The following is a 25,899-nucleotide window of genomic DNA, read 5'->3' as shown; positions in this document are numbered from 1 at the left end:
TTTCTTATCTGATTTTAAATTGAGGTAATGATAATGAAAAAAAGCTTATTAGCTATCGCCATTTCATTAATAGCGACTGGTTCTGTTTCCGCTATTGCAGCGACACCTGCACCAGGTACTCAAATTGGCACCGGTACTTTAGCTGTCACCGGCGCAACTGCTGAATCAGCATGTACTGTATCTTTCCCAACCTCTGTCACACTGCCTACTTTTTCAAAAGCAGATTTTTCAGCGAAAGCTCAGAACAGCGTTATTGGTTCTCAAAATGCAGGAAATATTACCTTTTCAGGATGTAATGATCAGTCCGTTACTATTAAAGTAACCACTGCAAACACAGTAAGTGGCAATGGCTATATTACATTCCCAGTTGTAAATGGCAGCGAGCAAGGACAATATGGTTTAGTAGTTGGCTTAGCAAAAGATGGGGCTGAAAGATATATAAAAGTAAATAAAGATGATACAAATTTTCAAAATATTGCTGTGAACAATGAGAGCTATTCTATTCCTGTAACCGTAAGTACTTATAAGGTTGGAACTAATGCTAATGCTATTAGTTATGGCACTTATAACGTTAACTACGTGTTTACTGCTACTTATGCATAAATAACATTCGGCATGGCTATACTTATAGCCATGCCGTTGGAGAGACTACTATGAAGTACAAAAAACTAATAATTTTAATTTCATTATTATTTTCAAACTTTTCATTTAGCCAATCAAATGGGATAAATCTGGCGGCAACTCGCGTAGTCTTTGATTCAAAAGAAGCTAACGCATCCTTGAAAATAAATAATAATTCTGAAGAAAAAACATGGCTTTTAAGATCATGGGTTTCAGCTTATAATAATGACGAAAAAGTTAAAAACTTTATAATCACACCTCCTTTATATCGAATTGACCCAACAGAAAGTTTTCAATTACGCATAAATAAAATTAATGTTCATCTACCAGAAGATAGAGAGTCTGTATTTAGAATTAATGTTTTAGCTATACCCTCTAATTATAATAATGACACACAAGAAAAAAGAGATTCGGGATTACAGTTTGCAATAAACAATCGTATTAAACTTATCTATCGACCACATAATTTGAATGTACCTAAGAAAGTCGATGATGCTTATAAAGCTTTGATATTTTCGAAATCAGAAAATCAAGTTCATGTTAAAAACCCAACACCATATTACATTACCATGAATGATGTGAAAATTAATGAAAAAAGCATTACATCTATCAAGGATTTTATGGTTTCGCCATTTTCAACATTAATCATTCCGGAAAAAAACGCTAAAACAATTAGCTATTCTACGATCAATGATTATGGCGGGAAAACTCCGACTCAAAACATTAAGCTTTAATATTCATTTAGTCATCTTTATCGGGGGACAGTTTGAAAGGTTCATTAGAAAAATCCTTATTATTGTTAAGGATCACCATCATATGTCCGGTATTCAGTTGCGCTGCCGTATCTCCCTCACCTGACAATAGTCATAGGTTCTCATTTAACCCCGATTTTTTGCAATTATCTGATGGTGATAATGCCAAAAATATCGATCTCAATTATTTTGCAAGCGCAAGCGGTGCAGCTCCAGGGGAATATAATGTTGATGTAGTTATGAATGGGGAATTAGTTGACCGTCAGATTAAGATAGATTTTTTCGCGCAGGACAATAAGCTGAACGCCAGACTGACACCTCAACAGCTGGATCGCTGGGGCGTTGATACCGGTAAGCTCTCCACATCAAATAATACTACAACCCAACAAAATATTCTTCAGCTTATTGAGGGGGCCTCCGAAAATTTTGACACGAACAACCAAAAGCTAATATTGAATATACCACAAAGCTACCTCAAACCTCAGGATTGGTTAAGTACTCCGCCCCATCTCTGGGATGAAGGTGTGCCAGCGCTAATGGTTAACTATCTATTTAACGGAATTAAGCAAAATAATAATGGCTACGGTAGCCGTAGTCAGTTTTTATCTCTGGACAGTTCTCTGAACCTTGGTGGATGGCGCCTTCGCCATAACGGTAACTGGTCAACAAACTCATATAATAAAGAGAGCCACTGGCAACCCGTTAGTGTTTATCTACAGCATGATTATTCTTTCCTGCAGGGAGGGCAATTTACTGTAGGGCAAACCTCAACGGATGGTGCGATATTTGACAGTTTTCCTTTTGAAGGAGCACAGTTTTCATCTGATGATGGCATGATTGCCCCAGAACTCAGCCAATATAGCCCTGTTGTCCGTGGCATTGCTTATTCTCAAGCACAGGTATCCGTCAAGCAAAACGGTGTTGTCATTTATCAAAAGAACGTCCCTCCTGGACCGTTTGAATTACGTGATTTTAACCAAATATTCACCGGTGACCTGGAGGTGGAAATCCGTGAGGCAGATGGTACTATTCGCCATTTTACTCAGGCGACGGCCGTTTTACCGATTCTGCAACGTCAGGGGCGCTTACGCTATAACCTGGCATTTGGGAAATATCGCTCAAGTTCTACTTTGAATAATAGTGTGTCTGAGCCTCAATTTGTTCAATCTTCAGCAGCAATCGGATTACCTGATGAATATACATTTTATGGTGGTGGTATCAAAGCAGACAACTATGCAGCAGTTCTGCTTGGCCTGGGTAAATACTCAGATTTTTTTGGAGCGTTCTCCCTGGATGTCACTCATGCTCGCTCACAATTTTCGCAGAATTATAAGTCTTTCGGAAAACAGCAAGGACAGTCTTACCGTTTTATGTATTCGCGTGGTTTTGGTGAGACGAATACGACATTGAATATTACCGGCTATCGTTATGCCACACGCGGTTACTACGATTTTGATGAGTTACAACAAATTCAGAGTGGATTCGTTGATGAGAAAAATATAAACAGTTATCATCAACGTTCGCGTATATCAACAACGATAAGTCAAGATCTTCAGGATTGGGGACAACTCTACCTCTCAGCAAGTAAAGATCAGTACTGGGATACCGCTGATGGATATAACTTATCTGCGAGTTACTCGCTGCCATTCCGCTATATCTCGGCAATGCTATCGCTCGGGTATAATAAAAGCCCGTATTACCACGAGGCTGATAAATCGCTGTTTTTATCTGTGTCTGTACCGCTCAACTCATTGCTGAATGGAAATAACCTGTTCTTAACCACGAATACCATTACGAATAATGGTCAGGTGCAACAGCAGGTTGGATTAAACGGCTCCTCACAGGATGGTGAGTTTAACTATGCCGTGGCGCAAGGCTGGCAGAATCAAAACAGAGGAGAGTCAGGTAACATTAACCTTAACTATCGTGGACCTTATGCACAAATGAACGGCGGTTATGCCTGGCAAAAAGAGTCCCGCCAATGGACATACGGAATTAGCGGTGGTGTTACGTTGCATCCACATGGATTAACCTTATCCCAGCCATTAAGCCTGGACAGTGCCAGTGCTCTGGTTCAGGCTCGTGATGCCGCCAGCGTAAGAGTATTGAACGGTTCAGGTATTTATACGGACTCGCGTGGATATGCCGTTGTCCCATATTTAAATCCCTATAACCGAAATCAAATTTCGCTTGATGTAAATAGTGTGAAGGATAATGTCGAGCTGCTAAATACAGATGTTACTGTAATCCCTGCTCGAGGAGCTTTAGTTTCCGCCCCGTTTAAAGTCAATGTCGGTAATAAGGCAATCATTACCTTGATACAGAAGAATGGTGAGCCCGTACCATTTGGTAGTGTGGTGACATTAGATTCTGAAAACAGCATTAACAGTAGTATTGTTGCTGATCAAGGACAGGTGTATATGTCAGGGTTACCTGAAGAGGATACACTTATCGTACAATGGGGGGAGGAGCCTTCTCAAAAGTGTAAAGTAAATTACAAATTGCAAAATAAAACAGCAAAATTCAATGAATTAACTTTACAGTGCCAATAGTCTGTAGTTCTTAGATTAATAACCCCGCATGTGCGGGGTTATTTTCATACTACATATTAACAACATCGTTACAGATTTGTATTGCTTACGACAGATACAAATCTTCTTTTCAACTGCGAATATCATCATACTCCCGCGTTTTATCAAATTCGTGTTTCGCAAATGGGCATAGTGGGATAATTTTTCGTTTTTCCCGACGCATTTTTTCCACGACTTTCGCAACCAGCTGTTTACCAATCCCCTGCCCTTTCAGGCTTTCATCGACATCGGTATGTTCGATAATCGCTAAATTCTCTCCGGTCGGCACAAAGACAATTTCAGCGATTTGCTTGCCCTGTTCGTCATTAATGTAAAATTTATTGTGGCCTTCGCGTATTTCCATTTTACCCTCGCTTATTTATGACGGTATTTCAGCGCGCCGCTCGGGCACGTATCAATCACTTTAACCACAGTGGCAACGTCGACTTCATCCGGCATGATCCACGGCTTTCGTTTGAGATTAAATAACTTGCCGTTGCCACGTACGCAATTGCCAGAATGCTGACATATCGCAGTGTTGAAATAGACATCGATCTTTTCGCCGGTATAACAGCGATAACCCCCGTCCAGTAGCGCCCGATCCATGACCTTTCCTCTCTCATCAGTATGATTATCGCTATAAGCATAGCCCCGGAATCTTCATACAGCACTGGCAGTTTCCGTTGCCAGAATCTCTTCCCCTATATAGCCAATCATTCTTACTCCCTTTGAATTACCCGCCTCATCAGAGATAATGCTTAAGAAATTTGTCACACAAGGAAGCTGATGAGACATTCATTGCCCTACCGCATGTTACGCAAACGTCCGATGAAATTGAGTACCACAGTGATCTTAATGGTCAGCGCGGTACTGTTCTCGGTGCTATTGGTGGTGCATCTGATTTACTTCTCGCAAATCAGTGATATGACGCGAGACGGGCTAGCCAACAAGGCACTGGCGGTGGCGCGTACCCTCGCCGACTCGCCGGAAATCCGTCAGGGCTTGCAGAAAAAACCGCAGGAGAGCGGCATCCAGGCCATCGCGGAAGCTGTGCGCAAACGCAACGATCTGCTATTTATTGTCGTTACCGATATGCAAAGTCTTCGCTATTCGCATCCTGAAGCCCAGCGTATTGGTCAGCCATTTAAAGGCGATGACATCCTTAAAGCGCTGAATGGCGAAGAAAATGTCGCTATCAATCGTGGTTTTCTGGCGCAGGCTTTACGCGTATTTACCCCCATCTACGATGAAAATCATAAACAAATTGGCGTGGTGGCGATCGGCCTTGAGTTAAGTCGCGTGACCCAACAGATCAATGACAGTCGCTGGAGCATTATCTGGTCGGTATTATTTGGCATGCTGGTCGGACTGATTGGCACCTGCATTCTGGTTAAAGTACTGAAAAAAATTCTTTTTGGCCTGGAACCCTACGAAATCTCCACGCTGTTTGAGCAGCGCCAGGCCATGTTGCAGTCTATCAAAGAAGGCGTCGTTGCCGTGGACGATCGCGGCGAAGTCACGCTGATCAACGATGCCGCACAAGAATTGCTGAATTACCGTAAGTCGCAGGACGATGAGAAACTGTCGACGCTAAGCCACGCGTGGTCACAGGTGGTAGATGTCTCGGAAGTGTTACGCGACGGTACCCCGCGCCGCGACGAAGAGATTACGATTAAAGACCGGCTATTACTGATCAACACCGTTCCGGTGCGCAGTAATGGCGTTATCATCGGTGCCATTTCAACCTTCAGAGACAAAACTGAAGTACGTAAACTGATGCAGCGACTCGACGGTCTGGTCAACTATGCTGACGCACTTCGTGAACGATCCCACGAATTTATGAATAAATTGCACGTGATTCTCGGATTATTGCATCTGAAGAGTTATAAGCAGTTGGAAGATTACATTCTCAAAACAGCCAATAACTATCAGGAAGAGATTGGCTCTCTGCTGGGTAAGATCAAATCTCCGGTTATCGCTGGTTTTTTAATCAGCAAGATTAACCGCGCGACCGATTTAGGCCATACGCTGATTTTAAACAGTGAAAGCCAACTGCCAGACAGCGGCAGTGAGGACCAGGTCGCGACGCTGATTACCACATTGGGAAATCTGATAGAAAACGCGTTGGAAGCATTAGGGCCGGAACCCGGAGGCGAAATTAGCGTAACATTGCACTACCGTCACGGCTGGCTGCACTGTGAAGTTAACGATGATGGACCGGGGATCGCACCCGACAAAATCGATCACATTTTTGACAAAGGTGTCTCGACAAAAGGAAGCGAGCGAGGCGTCGGTTTAGCACTTGTCAAACAACAGGTAGAAAATCTCGGCGGCAGCATCGCCGTGGAATCGGAACCCGGGATTTTCACACAATTTTTTGTCCAGATACCCTGGGACGGGGAGAGGTCGAACAGATGATCAATGTATTAATTATCGATGACGACGCAATGGTCGCGGAGCTGAATCGCCGATACGTAGCACAAATCCCAGGCTTTCAATGCTGTGGAACAGCCTCGACGCTGGAGAAAGCCAAAGAGATTATCTTCAATAGCGATACGCCTATCGACCTGATATTGCTCGATATCTATATGCAAAAAGAGAACGGGCTCGATTTACTGCCTGTCCTGCATAACGCACGTTGCAAAAGTGATGTGATTGTCATCTCCTCCGCAGCCGATGCGGCAACCATTAAAGATTCGCTGCATTACGGTGTCGTGGATTACCTGATCAAACCCTTCCAGGCTTCCCGCTTTGAAGAGGCGCTCACCGGCTGGCGGCAAAAGAAAATGGCGCTGGAAAAACATCAGTATTATGACCAGGCCGAGCTTGATCAGCTAATCCACGGCAGCAGCTCCAACGAACAGGATCCTCGTCGCTTGCCAAAAGGCTTAACGCCGCAGACGTTACGCACGCTGTGCCAGTGGATTGACGCGCATCAGGACTATGAGTTTTCAACCGACGAGCTGGCCAACGAGGTTAACATCTCGCGTGTTTCCTGCCGTAAATACCTCATCTGGCTGGTCAACTGCCACATCTTGTTCACCAGTATCCATTATGGCGTTACGGGGCGTCCGGTTTACCGTTACCGTATTCAGGCAGAACACTACTCACTGCTGAAACAATATTGCCAATAACGGATCGCTGGTTATCTGTAAGTAATAATTATTACTGTAATGCAAAATATTCCTGGCACAAGTTACATTGTTCATCAGTAAAACTTGTGCCAGATCAAATATAATTATCCCTCCATCATCGTTAAAAATTAATATCTCTTCAGATGAACGGTGTTTTTAATTTCAAAACGCTAACAAAAGTTAATTAACTATTATGTCACCCGCATTATGTGTATTTTTACCCACAAATGGGTAGATCAGATTAATCTATAAACCTAATGACATCTGCCCTGAGAACAAAAAATAGACCAATAAATATCAATAAGATAGAAGCAAACAAAACATTAACATCTGCGCAGTACAAACTATAAACCCATCGACAGAGAGTTTTTCTCTCTGAAAAAGCCGCTTATCACAGTGCATAAATTTGCCGCTGCTTTAATCAGCCAATATTCACTGTGAGGTATTTGCTCAAGCCGGTAACGACCAAACGGATATTTAGTCAGGCTCTGAAAACAGTTCATACAAAACAGAACGTGACTGTGATCTATTCAGCAAAAATTTAAATAGGATTATCGCGAGGGTTCACACATGTTATTTACTATCCAACTTATCATAATACTGATATGTCTGTTTTATGGTGCCAGAAAGGGTGGTATCGCGCTGGGTTTATTAGGCGGTATCGGTCTGGTCATTCTGGTCTTCGTCTTCCACCTTCAGCCAGGTAAACCACCGGTTGATGTCATGCTGGTTATCATTGCGGTGGTGGCGGCATCGGCGACCTTGCAAGCTTCGGGCGGTCTTGATGTCATGCTGCAAATTGCCGAGAAGCTGCTGCGCCGTAACCCGAAATATGTCTCAATTGTCGCGCCGTTTGTGACCTGTACGCTGACCATTCTTTGCGGTACGGGTCATGTGGTTTACACCATTCTGCCGATCATCTACGACGTTGCTATTAAGAACAACATCCGTCCGGAACGTCCAATGGCGGCAAGTTCTATCGGTGCACAGATGGGGATTATCGCCAGTCCGGTGTCGGTTGCGGTCGTATCTCTGGTTGCGATGCTGGGTAATGTCACCTTTGATGGTCGCCATCTTGAGTTCCTCGACCTGCTGGCAATCACCATTCCATCGACGTTAATCGGTATCCTGGCGATCGGTATCTTCAGCTGGTTCCGCGGTAAAGATCTGGATAAAGACGAAGAGTTCCAGAAATTCATCTCCGTACCGGAAAACCGTGAGTATGTTTACGGTGATACCGCGACGCTGCTGGATAAAAAACTGCCGAAAAGCAACTGGCTGGCAATGTGGATCTTCCTCGGGGCAATCGCTGTAGTCGCCCTTCTTGGTGCTGATTCGGACCTGCGTCCATCCTTCGGTGGCAAACCGCTGTCGATGGTACTGGTTATTCAGATGTTTATGCTGCTGACCGGGGCGCTGATTATTATCCTGACCAAAACCAATCCCGCGTCTATCTCAAAAAACGAAGTCTTCCGTTCCGGTATGATCGCCATCGTGGCGGTGTACGGTATCGCATGGATGGCAGAAACCATGTTCGGTGCGCATATGTCTGAAATTCAGGGCGTACTGGGTGAAATGGTGAAAGAGTATCCGTGGGCCTATGCCATTGTTCTGCTGCTGGTTTCCAAGTTTGTAAACTCTCAGGCTGCGGCGCTGGCGGCGATTGTTCCGGTCGCGCTGGCGATCGGCGTTGATCCGGCATACATCGTGGCTTCAGCACCGGCTTGCTACGGTTATTACATCCTGCCGACTTATCCGAGCGATCTGGCAGCGATTCAGTTTGACCGTTCCGGCACCACCCACATCGGTCGCTTCGTCATCAACCACAGCTTTATTCTGCCGGGGTTGATTGGTGTGAGCGTATCGTGCGTCTTCGGCTGGATCTTCGCCGCGATGTACGGGTTCTTATAAATGCACTTTGCGTGCCGCCCGTGACTACGCGGCACGCCATTTTCGAATAACAAATACAGAGTTACAGGCTGGAAGCTATGTCAAACAAACCCTTTATCTACCAGGCACCTTTCCCGATGGGGAAAGACAATACCGAATACTATCTACTCACTTCCGATTACGTTAGCGTTGCCGACTTCGACGGTGAAACCATCCTGAAAGTGGAACCAGAAGCCCTGACCCTGCTGGCGCAGCAAGCCTTTCACGACGCTTCTTTCATGCTCCGCCCGGCACACCAGAAACAGGTTGCGGCTATTCTTCACGATCCAGAAGCCAGCGAAAACGACAAGTACGTGGCGCTGCAATTCTTAAGAAACTCCGAAATCGCCGCCAAAGGCGTGCTGCCGACCTGCCAGGATACCGGCACCGCGATCATCGTCGGTAAAAAAGGCCAGCGCGTGTGGACCGGCGGCGGTGATGAAGAAGCGCTGTCGAAAGGCGTCTATAACACCTATATCGAAGATAACCTGCGCTATTCACAGAATGCGGCGCTGGACATGTACAAAGAGGTCAACACCGGCACTAACCTGCCTGCGCAAATCGACCTGTACGCGGTAGATGGCGATGAGTACAAATTCCTTTGCGTTGCGAAAGGCGGCGGCTCTGCCAACAAAACGTATCTCTACCAGGAAACCAAAGCCCTGCTGACTCCCGGCAAACTGAAAAACTTCCTCGTTGAGAAAATGCGTACCCTCGGTACGGCAGCCTGCCCGCCGTACCATATCGCGTTTGTGATTGGCGGTACGTCTGCGGAAACCAACCTGAAAACCGTCAAGTTAGCAAGCGCTCACTATTATGATGAACTGCCGACGGAAGGGAATGAACATGGTCAGGCGTTCCGCGATGTCCAGCTGGAACAGGAACTGCTGGAAGAGGCCCAGAAACTCGGTCTTGGCGCGCAGTTTGGCGGTAAATACTTCGCACACGACATTCGCGTTATCCGTCTGCCACGTCACGGCGCATCCTGCCCGGTAGGCATGGGCGTCTCCTGCTCCGCTGACCGTAACATTAAAGCGAAAATCAACCGCGAAGGTATCTGGATCGAAAAACTGGAACACAATCCAGGACAGTACATTCCACAAGAACTGCGTCAGGCCGGTGAAGGCGAAGCGGTGAAGGTCGACCTTAACCGCCCGATGAAAGAGATCCTCGCCCAGCTTTCGCAATATCCGGTTTCCACTCGTTTGTCGCTCACCGGCACCATTATTGTGGGTCGAGATATTGCACACGCCAAGCTGAAAGAGCTGATTGACGCCGGTAAAGAACTGCCGCAGTACATCAAAGATCACCCGATCTACTACGCGGGTCCGGCGAAAACGCCTGCCGGTTATCCATCAGGTTCACTTGGCCCAACCACCGCAGGTCGTATGGACTCCTACGTGGATCTGCTGCAATCCCACGGCGGCAGCATGATCATGCTGGCGAAAGGTAACCGCAGTCAGCAGGTTACCGACGCGTGTCATAAACACGGCGGCTTCTACCTCGGTAGTATCGGCGGTCCGGCGGCGGTACTGGCGCAGCAGAGCATCAAGCATCTGGAATGCGTCGCTTATCCGGAGCTGGGTATGGAAGCTATCTGGAAAATCGAAGTAGAAGATTTCCCGGCGTTTATCCTGGTCGATGACAAAGGCAACGACTTCTTCCAGCAAATCGTCAACAAACAGTGCGCGAACTGCACTAAGTAACCTCTTCGGCCCAGCGCCTGGCAGCATGCTGCCAGGTGATCCCCCTGGGCCACCTCTTTTGCGATTGTAATTTCACGCTTGCTGGTGAATAGTCAGTATTTTCCCTGACTTGCGAACTCACCATGACCCGCACACTCAAGCCGTTAATTCTTAACACCGGCGCACTGGCGCTAACATTAATCCTGATTTATACCGGCATTTCGGCCCATGACAAACTCACCTGGCTGATGGAAGTGACACCGGTGATTATTGTCGTGCCGCTACTGCTTGCCACCGCTAAACGTTATCCGTTAACGCCGCTGCTCTATACGCTCATTTTCTTTCACGCCATCATCCTGATGGTCGGCGGGCAATACACCTACGCGAAAGTCCCCGTTGGTTTTGAGGTGCAGGAATGGCTGGGGTTGAGCCGTAATCCGTATGACAAGCTGGGGCATTTTTTCCAGGGGCTGGTGCCTGCACTGGTGGCACGAGAGATCCTTGTGCGCGGGATGTACGTTCGCGGACGTAAAATGGTGGCGTTTCTGGTCTGCTGCGTGGCGCTGGCGATAAGCGCGATGTATGAATTAATCGAGTGGTGGGCGGCGCTGGCAATGGGCCAGGGAGCGGATGATTTTCTCGGCACCCAGGGCGACCAGTGGGACACGCAATCCGATATGTTCTGCGCGCTGCTTGGCGCATTAACGACGGTGATATTCCTCGCTCGCTTTCATTGCCGCCAGCTACGGCGCTTTGGCTTGATAACCGGATAACAACGTGCGCTTTGTTGATGCCGGATGCGGCGTGAATTCCTTATCCGGTCTACAAAATTTGCAAATCCAAAGCATTACATTAAGACGTGGCCTGATAAACATATCGCATCAGGCCATTTTCGTTAGCTATTGTCCACGTCAGGCTTTCACATCACTCACTGCACCGACCGGAATATCAGCATGAACAGGCTCGGGCGGTACTTTGCGATATTTATCCAGCAGATGGATCTGGATCCTGCGCAGCGTGTCACCATTGAGGCGATAGAAACGGAAGTAGAGAATCAGCGTTACCATGAAAAACAGAGTCGGTAGAGCAATCATAATAAACTGCATACCTAATAGGGCTTGCGTAGACTGTTCAACATTCGGTACATAGCCAATCATCCCTAACACAACCGCAATGAAAAAAGCCGCAAAGGCTGAACCGCCCTTCACCACCATAGTCTGCACGGAGTAAGCGATGCTTTCACAGCGTACGTGCAGTTTATATTCACCGTAATCAACGGTATCTGCCACCATGATGACCTGTAATACCCAGAAAAGCGCCGTTCCCACATTCAGCAAGATACCCGCAATCACAATGAGGACGACGTTGTGATAGCTCATTAATGCCATTAACAGGAGAACACCACAGCTTAACACCGGAAGAATAGATGCTCCGGCCCATAAAATGCGTCGGGATAATGATTTAACTAAGCGTGGGAAGAATACTAACGTCACCAGATTAGCAGCTCCCGCATACGACAGATAATAGGGGAACAAATCCGCATCACCGATAACATATGAGAAATAATAGATAGCAAAGCCGGTAATAATATTGCTGGCTACATTATAAGCAAGAGCCATACCCAAGAGGCATGAAAGCTGATCGTTTTTATAAATAAGCGCAACGATGGCTTCAAGTGTCAGATGGCTTCCTTCAGCAGACGGTTGATTGTCTGACGAAAAGACTTCATGCACATTGCGCAGAGTGATGATGGTTGAAACAATAAAAAAGGCGATCAGTACCAGAGTGAACATCTGAAAGCCAAATCCCCGATCGCCACCGCCGACATAATTAACAAATGGTAGCGTCACACCTGCCGTAACAAAGCCCGCCAGACTGGCAAAAAAACGCGGATAAGGAACCAGTTGTTCGCGCTCACGTTTATCGAGCGTTATGGTTGGAACCAGCGACCAGAAGGGAATATCCATAATGGTGTAAGTCATGCCCCAGAGGATGTAGGTCACGCAAACAAAGACAATCTGAGTAGTACCTTCAAACAGATGCGCACTAAAGAGGAGAAATAAGATTACAGAGTTTGCCAACGTACCGATCAGGATCCAGGGTTTGAACTTACCCCATCGCGATCGCGTAGCATTTACAATCCATCCCATAATCGGATCGTTAATAGCATCCCAGATCCTCGCCACCAGAAACAAAGTACCGACCAAACCCACAGACAGCCCGACGACATCGGTGTAGTAATACATGAGGTACATATACACAATGCCGATCGCAAAATCCTTCCCGAACGCTCCAAATCCATAACTGAGTTTTGTAGTCATTGAAATGCTCATAGGGTATCGGGTCGCTGTTACCAACGCCCGCCTTCTGTTATTGGTATCGTCAGAGGTGTGCGCCGGAATAAATCCCCCGGCGCAGTAGCGTTTAGTCGCGTTTTAACGGTGCAACCAGCCTGGTAGCCAGTCGCCGTGGGCGGCAATCAGGTCGTCAACAAGAGCATATATTTCGTCAATGCCCAGCACGGCGGCAGTATGCGGGTCCATCATCGCGGCGTGGTAAACACGGTCGCGATTTTCCGTAAGAATGGCTTCAGTCAGCAGCGTCTGTACGTTGATGTTGGTTTGCATCAGAGCGGCCAGATGCGAAGGTAGCGTACCGACTTTGGTCGGCTGAATGCCATTAGCATCAACCAGACAGGCCACTTCCACACAACATCCTTGTGGCAGGTTATCAATCAATCCATCGTTACGGACGTTGCCGTAAATCACACTCGGCTCGCCAGTCCAGATAGCGTTCATGATTGTGCTGGCATATTCCCGTGACGGTTTAATATCAATCCGGGAGGCGTTCTTATACTCCTCCAGCTCTTTATGCCAGTTCGCCAGCTGCTCGACGCAGCGTTTCGGGTACTCATCCAGCGGTACTTTATAACGCTCAATCAAATCCTCACGACCTGGCTTAATAAACCACGGTGTGTACTCAGCAAAATGTTCTGACGATTCTGTGACGAAGTAGCCCAGCTTTTTGAACATTTCGTAGCGCACAATATTCTGGCAGCGAGTATTGCCGTGAATATTCGGCTTCGGTGCCTGCCCTGCGTCATAAGCCGCCAGCAGTTCCGGGTAGAGATTCACGTAACTGCCGTCGGCGATTTTGCGCTCCAGCTCCAGGTAAAACGCCATATGGTTGATACCTGCGCAACGGTAACGCAACGTAGCCGGGTCGATATTGAGGTCACGCGCCAGCTCTTCCGCCGTTCCCTGCACCGAATGGCACAGCCCGACCTGTTTGATATGCGGATAGCGGGCATACATCGCCCAGGTATTCATCGCCATTGGGTTAACGTAGTTGAGCATAGTGGCATCGGGGCAGACTTCCGTCATGTCCTCGCAAATTTGCCACAGGTGCGGAATGGTACGTAGCGCGCGCATAATACCGCCCGGCCCCAGCGTATCGGCAATGGTTTGTTCCAGACCGTGGCGCTTACAGACCTCGAAATCAGTCACCGTGCAAGGTTCATAACCGCCAATCTGAAATGCCACCACGACAAAATCGGCATCCTGTAAGGCTTCTTTCTGTTGGGTGTGGCAGGTGATTTTGCCGCTGGCCCCTGCTGAATCCATCAGCTTGCGCACCACAATATGCGACTCTTCCAGGCGAGTGGGATCAATGTCCATCAGGGCAATATGCGCCGTTTTCAGCGCCTCGCGATGGAACACATCACCAAGAATATTTTTAACGAAAATCGTCGAACCAGCGCCGATAAATGTAATTTTGGGTGCAGACATCATGCAGATCTCCTGGCTTGCTTGAATAACTTCATCATGGCAGGCGAATCTGCAGAAAACCTCCGGCTTCCAGGTTGAGCATTCCCATAAACTCAGATCCTGCGTGAAGCAGCAGTAAATCTGAGTTTATGGGAATAAATTACCTGAAAAGCAGAGTTTTCGGCCTCATGATGCTCGGACGCTCCCCTCGCCGCTGTGGGAAGAGGGTGAAAACCGTGCTCCCACTCGCAGTCATCCTCCCTCACTCCTGCCATAATTCTGATATTCCAGGAAAGAGAGCCATCCATGAATACAGATACGTTTATGTGCAGCAGCGACGAAAAACAGACCCGCAGCCCACTGTCGCTGTATTCGGAATACCAGCGGATGGAGATTGAGTTTCGCGCACCGCATATCATGCCCACCAGCCACTGGCATGGTCAGGTCGAAGTGAATGTGCCTTTCGATGGCGATGTGGAATACCTGATCAACAATGAAAAAGTGAGTATCAATCAGGGACATATCACGCTGTTCTGGGCCTGTACACCGCACCAACTAACAGATACCGGAACCTGTCAGAGCATGGCGATTTTTAATCTGCCGATGCATCTGTTTCTCTCCTGGCCGCTGGATAAAGACCTGATTAACCACGTCACTCACGGTATGGTGATCAAATCACTGGCGACACAGCAACTTAGCCCGTTTGAAGTGCGCCGCTGGCAGCAGGAATTGAACAGTCCGAACGAGCAAATTCGCCAGCTCGCCATTGATGAAATTGGCCTGATGCTCAAGCGATTTAGCCTCTCTGGCTGGGAACCGATTCTGGTCAATAAAACCTCGCGCACACACAAAAACAGCGTCTCGCGCCATGCGCAATTTTATGTCAGCCAGATGCTGGGCTTTATTGCCGAAAACTATGATCAGGCGCTGACCATCAACGATGTGGCTGAGCACGTCAAACTTAACGCCAACTATGCAATGGGGATATTCCAGCGGGTCATGCAATTGACGATGAAACAGTACATTACCGCGATGCGCATCAACCACGTTCGCGCGTTACTGAGCGATACCGATAAAAGTATTCTCGATATTGCCCTGACGGCAGGCTTTCGTTCAAGTAGTCGTTTTTACAGCACGTTCGGCAAATATGTCGGCATGTCGCCGCAACAATACCGCAAACTTAGCCAACAGCGCCGCCAGACGTTTCCCGGCTAAAGACGATATCAGTATCAGCCAAAAAAATAGTTTAGCCGTCGATAATAAGCAGTGAAAATAATTTAAAATAATCACATAACATATTGTTTATAAAAACAAATATTCCAAAAATGTTTGTTTTTCACGCGCTTTACAGCCCGAAAAGGCCGGAAGATACTTGCCCGCAACGAAGATTCCTTCATAACCGGGTAAGCAATGATGAAAGTATTAATTGTTGAAAGCGAGTTTCTCCATCAAGACACCTGGGTCGGTAACGCCGTTGAGCGTCTGGCAGATGCTTTAAGCCAGCAAAATGTTACCGTGATTAAATCCACCTCCTTTGATGATGGTTTTGCCATTCTCTCTTCAAACGAAGCCATTGACTGCCTGATGTTCAGCTATCAAATGGAACATCCGGACGAACATCAAAACGTCAGACAATTGATCGGTAAGCTTCATGAGCGCCAACAAAACGTGCCGGTCTTCCTGTTGGGCGATCGGGAAAAAGCCCTCGCCGCAATGGACCGGGATCTGCTGGAGCTTGTCGATGAATTCGCCTGGATTCTGGAAGATACCGCCGACTTTATCGCCGGACGCGCCGTTGCCGCGATGACCCGCTACCGCCAGCAACTGTTGCCGCCACTGTTCAGCGCGCTGATGAAATATAGCGACATCCATGAATATTCCTGGGCAGCGCCAGGCCACCAGGGCGGCGTTGGTTTTACCAAAACACCCGCCGGACGTTTCTACCATGACTACTATGGTGAAAATCTGTTCCGCACCGACATGGGCATCGAACGCACTTCCCTCGGTTCTTTGCTTGACCATACTGGCGCATTTGGCGAAAGCGAAAAATATGCTGCACGCGTATTTGGTGCCGATCGCTCCTGGTCGGTAGTCGTCGGTACTTCCGGCTCTAACCGCACCATCATGCAGGCTTGCATGACCGATAACGATGTCGTGGTCGTTGACCGTAACTGCCATAAATCCATCGAACAAGGCTTGATGCTGACAGGCGCGAAACCGGTCTACATGGTGCCAAGCCGCAACCGCTACGGCATTATCGGGCCAATCTATCCGCAGGAAATGCAACCTGAAACCTTGCAGAAGAAAATCAGTGAAAGCCCGCTGACTAAAGACAAAGCCGGGCAAAAACCGTCTTACTGCGTGGTGACCAACTGCACCTATGACGGCGTGTGTTATAACGCTAAAGAAGCGCAGGATCTGCTGGAAAAAACCTCCGATCGTCTGCACTTTGACGAAGCCTGGTACGGCTATGCACGTTTCAACCCGATCTATGCCGATCACTATGCCATGCGCGGCGAACCTGGCGATCACAACGGTCCTACCGTTTTCGCCACCCACTCCACCCACAAACTGCTGAATGCACTGTCACAGGCCTCTTATATTCATGTACGTGAAGGTCGTGGGGCGATTAACTTCTCCCGCTTCAACCAGGCCTACATGATGCATGCCACCACCTCCCCGCTGTATGCCATCTGCGCATCCAACGACGTGGCGGTGTCGATGATGGACGGCAACAGCGGCCTGTCACTGACCCAGGAAGTGATCGACGAAGCGGTTGATTTCCGTCAGGCGATGGCGCGGCTGTATAAAGAGTTCACCGCTGACGGTAGCTGGTTCTTCAAACCGTGGAACAAAGAAGTCGTCACCGACCCACAAACCGGCAAAACCTATGACTTTGCTGACGCACCAACCAAACTGCTGACCACCGTTCAGGACTGCTGGGTCATGCATCCTGGCGAAAGCTGGCACGGCTTCAAAGATATTCCGGATAACTGGAGTATGCTCGACCCGATTAAAGTCAGCATCCTTGCTCCGGGAATGGGTGAAGATGGTGAACTGGAAGAAACCGGTGTTCCGGCGGCGCTGGTCACTGCCTGGCTTGGTCGCCACGGCATTGTGCCTACCCGCACCACTGACTTCCAAATTATGTTCCTGTTCTCTATGGGCGTAACCCGTGGGAAATGGGGGACTCTGGTTAACACCCTTTGCTCCTTCAAACGCCACTATGACGCCAACACACCGCTGGCGCAGGTGATGCCGGAACTTGTTGAACAATATCCTGACACTTACGCGAACATGGGGATTCACGATCTGGGTGACACCATGTTTGCCTGGCTGAAAGAAAACAACCCTGGCGCACGGTTGAACGAAGCCTATTCCGGCCTGCCGGTGGCGGAAATCACCCCGCGTGAAGCGTACAACGCGATTGTCGACAACAATGTCGAACTGGTATCCATTGAAAACCTGCCAGGACGCATCGCGGCAAACTCAGTTATCCCGTATCCGCCAGGAATCCCGATGCTGCTGTCTGGTGAAAACTTCGGCGATAAAAACAGTCCGCAAGTAAGTTATTTACGCTCGCTGCAATCCTGGGACCATCATTTCCCTGGATTTGAACACGAAACTGAAGGGACTGAAATTATTGACGGTATTTACCACGTTATGTGTGTGAAAGCGTAACCACTATTCCGATGAAGGCGTAATTGTTTAAATAACATTACGCCGCCTGGCCTTAGGACTTTTGAGTATGGCAACGTTTTCATAAAAATTGCTGCAAACAAAAATGTCATACTTTTTGCGCGGCCCCACCCCGCGCTTTTTTTTGCCTGTTATTTACCCTGTAAAAAAATATGTACATGAGAAATTACTATAAAAATTTGTAATATTAGTAAAACTCGTTATTTTTATGCATGTTTATATTCATCATACAATTATATAACCATTTCCCGGTATCGCTTTGCTTTAGCGAGAACTGGTCTTTTATTCGCACTCAGGAGTACATGTATGAGGATTTGCAGCGACCAACCTTGTATTGTTTTATTGACTGAAAAAGATGTCTGGATAAGGGTGAATGGGAAAGAACCTATTAGCCTTAAAGCTAACCATATGGCGTTATTAAATTGTGAAAATAATATTATCGACGTCTCCTCTCTTAACAACACTTTGGTTGCTCATATTAGTCACGACATCATCAAAGATTACCTCCGGTTTCTGAATAAAGATCTCTCGCAAATACCAGTATGGCAACGTAGCGCTACGCCCATCCTCACACTGCCATGCCTGACGCCAGACGTCTTTCGCGTTGCCGCGCAACATAGCATGATGCCCGCTGAAACTGAGTCAGAAAAGGAACGAACACGTGCATTATTATTCACTGTGCTATCCCGTTTTCTCGACAGTAAAAAATTCCTTTCATTAATGATGTATATGTTACGTAATTGTGTAAGTGACAGCGTTTATCAAATTATTGAAAGCGATATTCACAAAGACTGGAATCTTAGTATGGTAGCCAGTTGTTTATGTCTTAGCCCAAGTCTGTTAAAGAAAAAGCTGAAAAGCGAAAACACCAGTTATAGCCAAATAATCACCACCTGCCGCATGCGTTATGCCGTAAATGAATTAATGATGGACGGTAAAAATATCTCTCAGGTTTCACAGTCCTGCGGCTACAACAGTACGTCGTACTTTATTTCTGTCTTTAAAGACTTCTACGGTATGACGCCGCTGCATTATGTTAGTCAGCACAGAGAACGCACTGTCGCCTGATTTTTAACCTTAACGAAGAGCTATATTAATAACGGCATCAGCGATAACCCGGTCGATAATAATTCAACTATCGAATGCAGGCGTATGATATGACGTAATTTATTGTCACGAAGCTCGCCTTCGCAGGAGTTTAATTATGTCTTCGGATGCTGATGCTCACAAAGTGGGCTTAATCCCCGTCACCCTGATGGTGTCGGGGAATATTATGGGGTCAGGTGTTTTTCTGTTACCTGCAAACCTGGCCTCCACTGGCGGGATTGCCATTTATGGATGGTTGGTGACGATTATCGGTGCGCTGGGGCTCTCGATGGTATACGCCAAAATGTCGTTCCTCGACCCAAGTCCTGGTGGTTCTTACGCTTACGCCCGCCGCTGCTTTGGCCCGTTTCTCGGTTATCAAACCAACGTCCTCTATTGGCTGGCCTGCTGGATCGGCAATATCGCCATGGTGGTCATTGGCGTAGGTTATTTAAGTTACTTCTTCCCGATTCTGAAAGATCCATTGGTATTAACCATCACCTGCGTCGTGGTGCTGTGGATCTTCGTCCTGCTGAATATTGTCGGTCCGAAAATGATCACCCGCGTGCAGGCCGTTGCCACCGTGCTGGCGCTGATCCCCATCGTCGGGATTGCCGTATTTGGCTGGTTCTGGTTCCGTGGTGAAACCTATATGGCGGCATGGAACGTCAGCGGCCTGGGCACCTTCGGCGCGATTCAAAGTACCCTTAACGTTACGCTGTGGTCGTTCATCGGTGTGGAAAGTGCCTCCGTTGCCGCAGGTGTGGTGAAAAACCCGAAACGCAACGTCCCTATAGCCACCATTGGTGGGGTATTGATTGCCGCCGTTTGCTATGTGCTCTCCACCACCGCGATTATGGGGATGATCCCTAATGCCGCACTGCGCGTTTCTGCCTCGCCATTCGGTGATGCCGCACGGATGGCGTTGGGTGACACCGCCGGGGCCATTGTTTCCTTCTGCGCAGCTGCGGGTTGCTTAGGTTCACTGGGCGGCTGGACATTGCTGGCGGGTCAAACGGCGAAAGCCGCTGCCGATGACGGACTGTTCCCACCAATTTTTGCCCGTGTTAATAAAGCGGGTACACCAGTGGCGGGGCTGATTATCGTCGGTATTTTGATGACCATCTTCCAGCTCAGCAGCATTTCACCAAACGCGACCAAAGAGTTCGGTCTGGTTTCTTCCGTCTCGGTCATCTTTACACTGGTGCCATATCTTTACACCTGTGCGGCGTTACTGCTGCTCGGCCACGGTCACTTTGGTAAAGCACGCCCGGCATATCTGGCAGTTACTACCATTGCCTTCCTCTACTGCATCTGGGCCGTGGTGGGGTCCGGGGCGAAAGAGGTTATGTGGTCATTTGTCACCCTGATGGTCATCACCGCCATGTATGCGCTGAATTACAACCGGCTGCATAAAAACCCGTATCCCTTAGATGCACCAATAAGCAAAGATTAATTCCCCTTAATCCAGCAAACATAAAAGCCAACCTTAAGAACTTAAGGTTGGCTTAATTTTGCTTTGCGAGCATATGCGCACTTTGTTCGATGGAAACACCGTGATGTTGAAGCGCCTACTAAAAAGACCCTCTTTGAATTTACTCGCCTGGCTATTGTTGGCCGCTTTTTATATCTCTATCTGCCTGAATATTGCCTTTTTTAAACAGGTGTTACAGGCGCTGCCGCTGGACTCGCTGCATAACGTACTGGTTTTCTTGTCGATGCCGGTCGTCGCTTTCAGCGTGATTAATATTGTCCTGACACTAAGCTCTTTCTTATGGCTTAATCGACCGCTGGCCTGCCTGTTTATTCTGGTCGGCGCGGCTGCACAATATTTCATAATGACTTACGGCATCGTCATCGACCGCTCGATGATTGCCAATATTATTGATACCACTCCGGCAGAAAGTTATGCGTTGATGACGCCACAAATGTTATTAACGTTGGGATTCAGCGGCGTGCTTGCTGCGCTGATTGCCTGCTGGATTAAAATCAAACCTGCCGCCTCGCGCCTGCGCAGTGTTCTTTTCCGTGGAGCCAATATTCTGGTTTCTGTACTGCTGATTTTGCTGGTCGCCGCACTGTTTTATAAAGACTACGCCTCGTTGTTTCGCAACAACAAAGAGCTGGTGAAGTCCTTAAGCCCCTCTAACAGCATTGTTGCCAGCTGGTCATGGTACTCCCATCAGCGACTGGCAAATCTGCCGCTGGTGCGAATTGGAGAAGACGCGCACCGCAACCCATTAATGCAGAACGAGACACGTAAAAATTTGACCATCCTGATTGTCGGTGAAACCTCGCGGGCGGAGAACTTCTCCCTCAACGGCTACCCGCGTGAAACTAACCCGCGGTTGGCGAAAGATAACGTGGTCTATTTCCCTAATACCGCATCTTGCGGCACGGCAACGGCAGTTTCAGTACCGTGCATGTTCTCGGATATGCCGCGAGAGCACTACAAAGAAGAGCTGGCACAGCACCAGGAAGGCGTGCTGGATATCATTCAGCGAGCGGGCATCAACGTGCTGTGGAATGACAACGATGGCGGCTGTAAAGGTGCCTGCGACCGCGTGCCTCACCAGAACGTCACCGCGCTGAATCTGCCTGGTCAGTGCATCAACGGCGAATGCTATGACGAAGTGCTGTTCCACGGGCTGGAAGAGTACATCAATAACCTGCAGGGTGATGGCGTGATTGTCTTACACACCATCGGCAGCCACGGTCCGACCTATTACAACCGCTATCCGCCGCAGTTCAGGAAATTTACCCCAACCTGCGACACTAACGAGATCCAGACCTGTACCAAAGAGCAACTGGTGAACACTTACGACAACACGCTGGTTTACGTCGACTATATTGTTGATAAAGCGATTAATCTGCTGAAAGAACATCAGGATAAATTTACCACCAGCCTGGTTTATCTTTCTGACCACGGTGAGTCGTTAGGTGAAAATGGCATCTATCTGCACGGTCTGCCTTATGCCATCGCCCCGGATAGCCAAAAACAGGTGCCAATGCTGCTGTGGCTGTCGGAGGATTATCAAAAACGGTATCAGGTTGACCAGAACTGCCTGCAAAAACAGGCGCAAACGCAACACTATTCACAAGATAATTTATTCTCCACGCTATTGGGATTAACTGGCGTTGAGACGAAGTATTACCAGGCTGCGGATGATATTCTGCAAACTTGCAGGAGAGTGAGTGAATGAAAATTCTGATTGTTGAAGACGATACGCTGTTATTGCAGGGATTGATTCTGGCGGCACAAACCGAAGGCTACGCGTGCGATGGCGTGACAACCGCGCGGATGGCGGAACAAAGCCTTGAGGCCGGTCATTACAGCCTGGTGGTACTGGATTTAGGGTTACCCGACGAAGATGGACTGCATTTTCTCGCCCGTATCCGGCAGAAAAAATACACCCTGCCGGTACTGATCCTCACCGCTCGCGATACGCTGACCGACAAAATCGCCGGGCTGGATGTCGGTGCCGATGACTATCTGGTGAAGCCTTTTGCGCTGGAAGAGTTACACGCCCGTATCCGCGCCCTGCTACGACGCCATAATAATCAGGGCGAAAGTGAGCTGATTGTTGGCAATCTGACGCTGAATATGGGTCGCCGTCAGGTATGGATGGGCGGTGAAGAGTTGATTCTGACGCCCAAAGAATATGCTCTGCTGTCACGGTTAATGCTCAAAGCAGGCAGTCCGGTGCATCGGGAAATTCTCTACAACGACATCTATAACTGGGACAATGAACCCTCGACCAACACCCTGGAAGTGCATATCCACAATCTGCGCGACAAAGTGGGCAAAGCCCGTATCCGCACCGTGCGCGGCTTTGGCTATATGCTGGTCGCGAATGAGGAAAACTAATTGAATCTGATGCGTTTTCTGCGCCGACCAATATCGCTGCGCCAACGGCTGATATTGACCATTGGGACCATTTTGTTGGTGTTTGAGCTGATCAGCGTCTTCTGGCTATGGCATGAAAGTACCGAGCAGATTCAGCTGTTTGAGCAGGCGCTACGCGACAATCGCAACAACGATCGCCACATCATGCGTGAGATCCGCGAGGCGGTCGCCAGCCTGATCGTCCCCGGCGTCTTTATGGTCAGCCTGACGCTATTTATCTGCTATCAGGCGGTACGCCGCATCACCCGCCCGCTGGCGGAGCTGCAAAAAGAGCTGGAAGCGCGCACCGCCGACAACTTAACGCCTATTGCCATTCACAGCGCCACCCTCGAAATCGAAGCGGTGGTTTCGGCGTTGAACGATCTGGTCAGTCGCCTGACCAGCACGCTGGATAACGAAAGGTTGTTTACCGCTGACGTCGCGCACGAACTGCGAACGCCACTGGCGGGGGTGCGTTTGCATCTGGAACTGCTGGCGAAAACGCATCACATTGATGTAGCACCGTTAGTGGCACGGCTTGATCAGATGATGGAGAGCGTCTCCCAGCTGCTGCAACTGGCGCGTGCCGGACAGTCATTTTCTTCCGGGAATTATCAACATGTAAAACTGCTGGAAGATGTCATTCTCCCCTCGTATGACGAACTCAGTACCATGCTCGACCAGCGACAGCAAACCCTGCTATTGCCAGAGAGCGCCGCCGACATCACCGTTCAGGGTGATGCAACCCTGCTGCGGATGTTATTGCGAAACCTGGTAGAAAACGCCCATCGTTACAGCCCGCAAGGCAGCAACATTATGATTAAGCTGCAAGAAGATGGCGGAGCGGTCATGGCCGTTGAAGATGAAGGACCGGGTATTGATGAGAGTAAATGCGGGGAGTTGAGTAAAGCGTTTGTACGTATGGACAGCCGTTATGGCGGGATTGGTCTGGGGTTAAGTATTGTCAGCCGCATTACACAGTTGCATCACGGGCAGTTTTTCCTGCAAAACCGGCAAGAGACTTCCGGCACGCGGGCCTGGGTACGGCTGAAGAAAGATCAGTACGTGGCAAACCAGATATAAAGAAAGCTGCTGACCACCAGCACGCTGAACACGGTAGTTAAACTTTCATAAACACGGTTTTTCATTGCACTCTCCTCCGTTAACCTGGAGGAGAGTATGCGCGTCAGAGATTAAGTGAACCTTAAGACTTCAATTGGCCTGATAAGACAGCGTCACATCAGGCCATCCGTTTCAGCTTATTCATCAATTCGCGGATGTTGCTGCACCAGGCGGGTACGTTTCGCCTGCAAATCGGCAATCTCGTGGTCAATATCATCGATTTTCTGCTCGATATTATCGTAATGCTCGACGAGAATTTCCTTCGCCTCCTGTATATCTGACGCCGCCGGTGTCGCACCTTTCAACGGACGATTTGCCGTCTCTTTCATGGTTACGCCGGTGATTAAACCAACCACCGCCACTACCATCAGGTAATAGGCAGGCATCATCAGATTCTGCGAGCTTTCGACCAGCCAGGCCGCCAGTGTTGGCGTCAGACCGGCAACCAGCACCGAAATATTAAATGCCGCCGCCAGCGCGCTGTATCGGATATGCGTCGGGAACATCGCTGGCAAGGTAGAAGCCATAACGCCCGTAAAGCAGTTAAGGATCACCGCCAGCATCAGTAACCCGGCAAAAATCAGGCCGATGACGTTACTGTTAATCAGAATAAACGCCGGGATCGCCAACACAAACAGTGCAACACTACCAAGTAGCACAAACGGACGACGGCCAAAACGGTCACTCAGCAAGCCCATCACCGGCTGGACAAACAGCATACCGATCATAATGGCGATAATAATCAGCACCCCGTGGTCTTCGGAGTAATGCAGGTTATGCGACAAATAACTCGGCATATAGGTCAGCAACATGTAGTAAGTCACGTTGGTGGCAATTACCAGACCAATACACGTCAACAGGCTGCGCCAGTGTTTGGTGGCAATCTCTTTAAACGAGACTTTCGGGCCATCCTGCAAACCTTCGCGGTCGCCCTGTTCCAGTTTATCAACATGCTGCTGGAACGCCGGAGTCTCTTCCAGCGCATGGCGCAGGTAAAGCCCGATAATCCCTAACGGCAGAGCAATAAAGAACGGAATACGCCAGCCCCAGTCGAGGAAGTTCGCTTCGCCGACAATGGTCGAAATTAACACCACCACGCCCGCACCCAGCACAAACCCGGCAATAGAACCGAAGTCCAGCCAGCTGCCCATAAAGCCACGTTTACGGTCAGGTGAGTATTCCGCAACAAATATCGACGCCCCGGTATATTCACCACCAACCGAGAAACCTTGTGCCATCTTACAGATCAACAGCAGAATCGGTGCCCAAATACCAATCGTGTCGTAGGACGGTATTAAGCCAATACAGAACGTACTGATCGACATAATCACAATAGTGATAGCGAGGATCTTCTGGCGACCATATTTATCGCCCAACATACCAAAGAAGAGTCCGCCAAGCGGTCGAATCAGAAAGGGAACGGAGAAAGTGGCAAGTGCAGCAACCATCTGCACGCTGGGGTCAGCCCCCGGGAAAAAAACTTTACCTAATGCGTAAGCAACAAAACCATAAACACCAAAATCGAACCATTCCATTGCATTACCCAGTGATGCTGCGGTAATGGCTTTACGCAGTTTACCGTCATCAATAATGGTGACATCACGAAGGGTAATCGGTTTTACTTTTTTCCTTTTCAGCATAGCTTTCC

At 48.5% G+C, this 25,899-nt stretch carries 21 protein-coding genes; 15 read left to right on the top strand and 6 right to left on the bottom strand.

Annotation, left to right across the window (positions count from 1 at the left end; translation table 11 throughout):
• Positions 1-33 precede the first annotated feature (33 nt).
• Genes ACJHX3_RS04340 through ACJHX3_RS04330 form a run of 3 tightly spaced genes read left to right on the top strand, consistent with a single transcriptional unit; the run spans position 34 to position 3,925 of the window.
• Positions 34-603 carry an oxidoreductase gene (locus tag ACJHX3_RS04340; protein ID WP_000749169.1) on the top strand — a complete coding sequence of 190 codons (570 nt, stop codon included), beginning with the start codon at positions 34-36 and terminating at the stop codon, positions 601-603.
• Between the two features lie 50 nt (positions 604-653).
• On the top strand, positions 654-1,355 hold the full coding sequence (locus ACJHX3_RS04335; RefSeq protein WP_000875622.1) for a molecular chaperone: 702 nt from the start codon (positions 654-656) through the stop codon (positions 1,353-1,355).
• Positions 1,356-1,387: 32 nt separating this feature from the next.
• On the top strand, positions 1,388-3,925 hold the full coding sequence (locus tag ACJHX3_RS04330) for a fimbria/pilus outer membrane usher protein (RefSeq protein ID WP_001376257.1): 2,538 nt from the start codon (positions 1,388-1,390) through the stop codon (positions 3,923-3,925).
• A 109-nt stretch (positions 3,926-4,034) separates the two neighbouring features.
• Here ACJHX3_RS04330 and ACJHX3_RS04325 read toward each other — a convergent pair whose 3' ends face one another.
• Both ACJHX3_RS04325 and yjdI read right to left on the bottom strand, forming a co-directional pair.
• Positions 4,035-4,307, bottom strand: a complete 273-nt coding sequence (locus ACJHX3_RS04325; protein WP_000405647.1) for a GNAT family N-acetyltransferase — start codon at positions 4,305-4,307, stop codon at positions 4,035-4,037.
• Between the two features lie 11 nt (positions 4,308-4,318).
• A complete protein-coding gene (gene yjdI / locus ACJHX3_RS04320; RefSeq protein WP_000373291.1) occupies positions 4,319-4,549 on the bottom strand; it encodes a 4Fe-4S mono-cluster protein YjdI in 231 nt (76 codons plus the stop codon).
• Between the two features lie 180 nt (positions 4,550-4,729).
• On the opposite strand from yjdI, the gene ACJHX3_RS04315 reads away from it, so the two are divergent.
• The 5 genes from ACJHX3_RS04315 to ACJHX3_RS04295 all read left to right on the top strand — a co-directional run bounded on the left by ACJHX3_RS04315 (position 4,730) and on the right by ACJHX3_RS04295 (position 11,464).
• Entirely contained in the window at positions 4,730-6,361 is a 1,632-nt protein-coding gene (locus ACJHX3_RS04315) for a sensor histidine kinase (protein WP_001216471.1), read from the top strand.
• A complete protein-coding gene (gene dcuR / locus ACJHX3_RS04310) occupies positions 6,358-7,077 on the top strand; it encodes a two-component system response regulator DcuR (protein WP_000611288.1) in 720 nt (239 codons plus the stop codon). Before ACJHX3_RS04315 ends, dcuR begins: the two co-directional genes overlap by 4 nt.
• A gap of 570 nt (positions 7,078-7,647) precedes the next feature.
• Positions 7,648-8,988 (top strand): anaerobic C4-dicarboxylate transporter DcuB, encoded by a 1,341-nt coding sequence (dcuB, locus tag ACJHX3_RS04305; RefSeq protein WP_000899522.1) that lies wholly within the window; start codon positions 7,648-7,650, stop codon positions 8,986-8,988.
• A 77-nt stretch (positions 8,989-9,065) separates the two neighbouring features.
• Positions 9,066-10,712, top strand: a complete 1,647-nt coding sequence (gene fumB, locus ACJHX3_RS04300; protein WP_000066681.1) for a class I fumarate hydratase — start codon at positions 9,066-9,068, stop codon at positions 10,710-10,712.
• Positions 10,713-10,834: 122 nt separating this feature from the next.
• A complete protein-coding gene (locus ACJHX3_RS04295; protein ID WP_000198740.1) occupies positions 10,835-11,464 on the top strand; it encodes a DUF2238 domain-containing protein in 630 nt (209 codons plus the stop codon).
• Positions 11,465-11,602: 138 nt separating this feature from the next.
• Here the strand turns inward: ACJHX3_RS04295 and melB are convergent, their stop codons facing one another.
• Complete coding sequence (melB, locus tag ACJHX3_RS04290; protein WP_033560716.1) at positions 11,603-13,024, bottom strand: melibiose:sodium transporter MelB; 1,422 nt, start codon at positions 13,022-13,024, stop codon at positions 11,603-11,605.
• A 102-nt stretch (positions 13,025-13,126) separates the two neighbouring features.
• The gene (melA, locus tag ACJHX3_RS04285; protein WP_024216240.1) at positions 13,127-14,482 is read right to left on the bottom strand and encodes an alpha-galactosidase; all 1,356 of its coding nucleotides are present in this window, start codon (positions 14,480-14,482) and stop codon (positions 13,127-13,129) included.
• 282 nt (positions 14,483-14,764) lie between these two features.
• On the opposite strand from melA, the gene melR reads away from it, so the two are divergent.
• The 7 genes from melR to pmrB all read left to right on the top strand — a co-directional run bounded on the left by melR (position 14,765) and on the right by pmrB (position 24,212).
• Positions 14,765-15,673, top strand: a complete 909-nt coding sequence (gene melR / locus ACJHX3_RS04280) for a transcriptional regulator MelR (RefSeq protein ID WP_001090771.1) — start codon at positions 14,765-14,767, stop codon at positions 15,671-15,673.
• 198 nt (positions 15,674-15,871) lie between these two features.
• Positions 15,872-18,139 carry an arginine decarboxylase gene (gene adiA / locus ACJHX3_RS04275; protein ID WP_001308282.1) on the top strand — a complete coding sequence of 756 codons (2,268 nt, stop codon included), beginning with the start codon at positions 15,872-15,874 and terminating at the stop codon, positions 18,137-18,139.
• A gap of 324 nt (positions 18,140-18,463) precedes the next feature.
• Entirely contained in the window at positions 18,464-19,225 is a 762-nt protein-coding gene (gene adiY / locus ACJHX3_RS04270) for a DNA-binding transcriptional activator AdiY (protein WP_001217059.1), read from the top strand.
• A 136-nt stretch (positions 19,226-19,361) separates the two neighbouring features.
• Positions 19,362-20,699, top strand: a complete 1,338-nt coding sequence (gene adiC / locus ACJHX3_RS04265; RefSeq protein ID WP_000093154.1) for an arginine/agmatine antiporter — start codon at positions 19,362-19,364, stop codon at positions 20,697-20,699.
• A gap of 103 nt (positions 20,700-20,802) precedes the next feature.
• The gene (gene eptA, locus ACJHX3_RS04260) at positions 20,803-22,446 is read left to right on the top strand and encodes a phosphoethanolamine transferase EptA (protein WP_001560281.1); all 1,644 of its coding nucleotides are present in this window, start codon (positions 20,803-20,805) and stop codon (positions 22,444-22,446) included.
• Complete coding sequence (basR, locus tag ACJHX3_RS04255) at positions 22,443-23,111, top strand: two-component system response regulator BasR (protein WP_000697915.1); 669 nt, start codon at positions 22,443-22,445, stop codon at positions 23,109-23,111. Before eptA ends, basR begins: the two co-directional genes overlap by 4 nt.
• Positions 23,112-24,212, top strand: coding sequence for a two-component system sensor histidine kinase PmrB (gene pmrB, locus ACJHX3_RS04250; protein ID WP_162535779.1), 1,101 nt, complete (start codon positions 23,112-23,114; stop codon positions 24,210-24,212).
• On the opposite strand, the gene pmrR is transcribed toward pmrB, so the two are convergent.
• Both pmrR and proP read right to left on the bottom strand, forming a co-directional pair.
• The gene (gene pmrR / locus ACJHX3_RS04245; protein WP_000797657.1) at positions 24,188-24,277 is read right to left on the bottom strand and encodes an LpxT activity modulator PmrR; all 90 of its coding nucleotides are present in this window, start codon (positions 24,275-24,277) and stop codon (positions 24,188-24,190) included. The two genes, pmrB and pmrR, sit on opposite strands and share 25 nt — an antisense overlap.
• A 111-nt stretch (positions 24,278-24,388) precedes the next feature.
• Entirely contained in the window at positions 24,389-25,891 is a 1,503-nt protein-coding gene (proP, locus tag ACJHX3_RS04240; protein WP_001305708.1) for a glycine betaine/L-proline transporter ProP, read from the bottom strand.
• Between the last annotated feature and the right edge of the window lie 8 nt (positions 25,892-25,899).

Origin of the sequence: Escherichia sp. WS1265 (genome assembly GCF_046487585.1) — a bacterium.
In the GTDB taxonomy this organism is placed as follows: domain Bacteria; phylum Pseudomonadota; class Gammaproteobacteria; order Enterobacterales; family Enterobacteriaceae; genus Escherichia; species Escherichia coli.
This window is presented reverse-complemented; position numbering and strand designations above follow the sequence as displayed.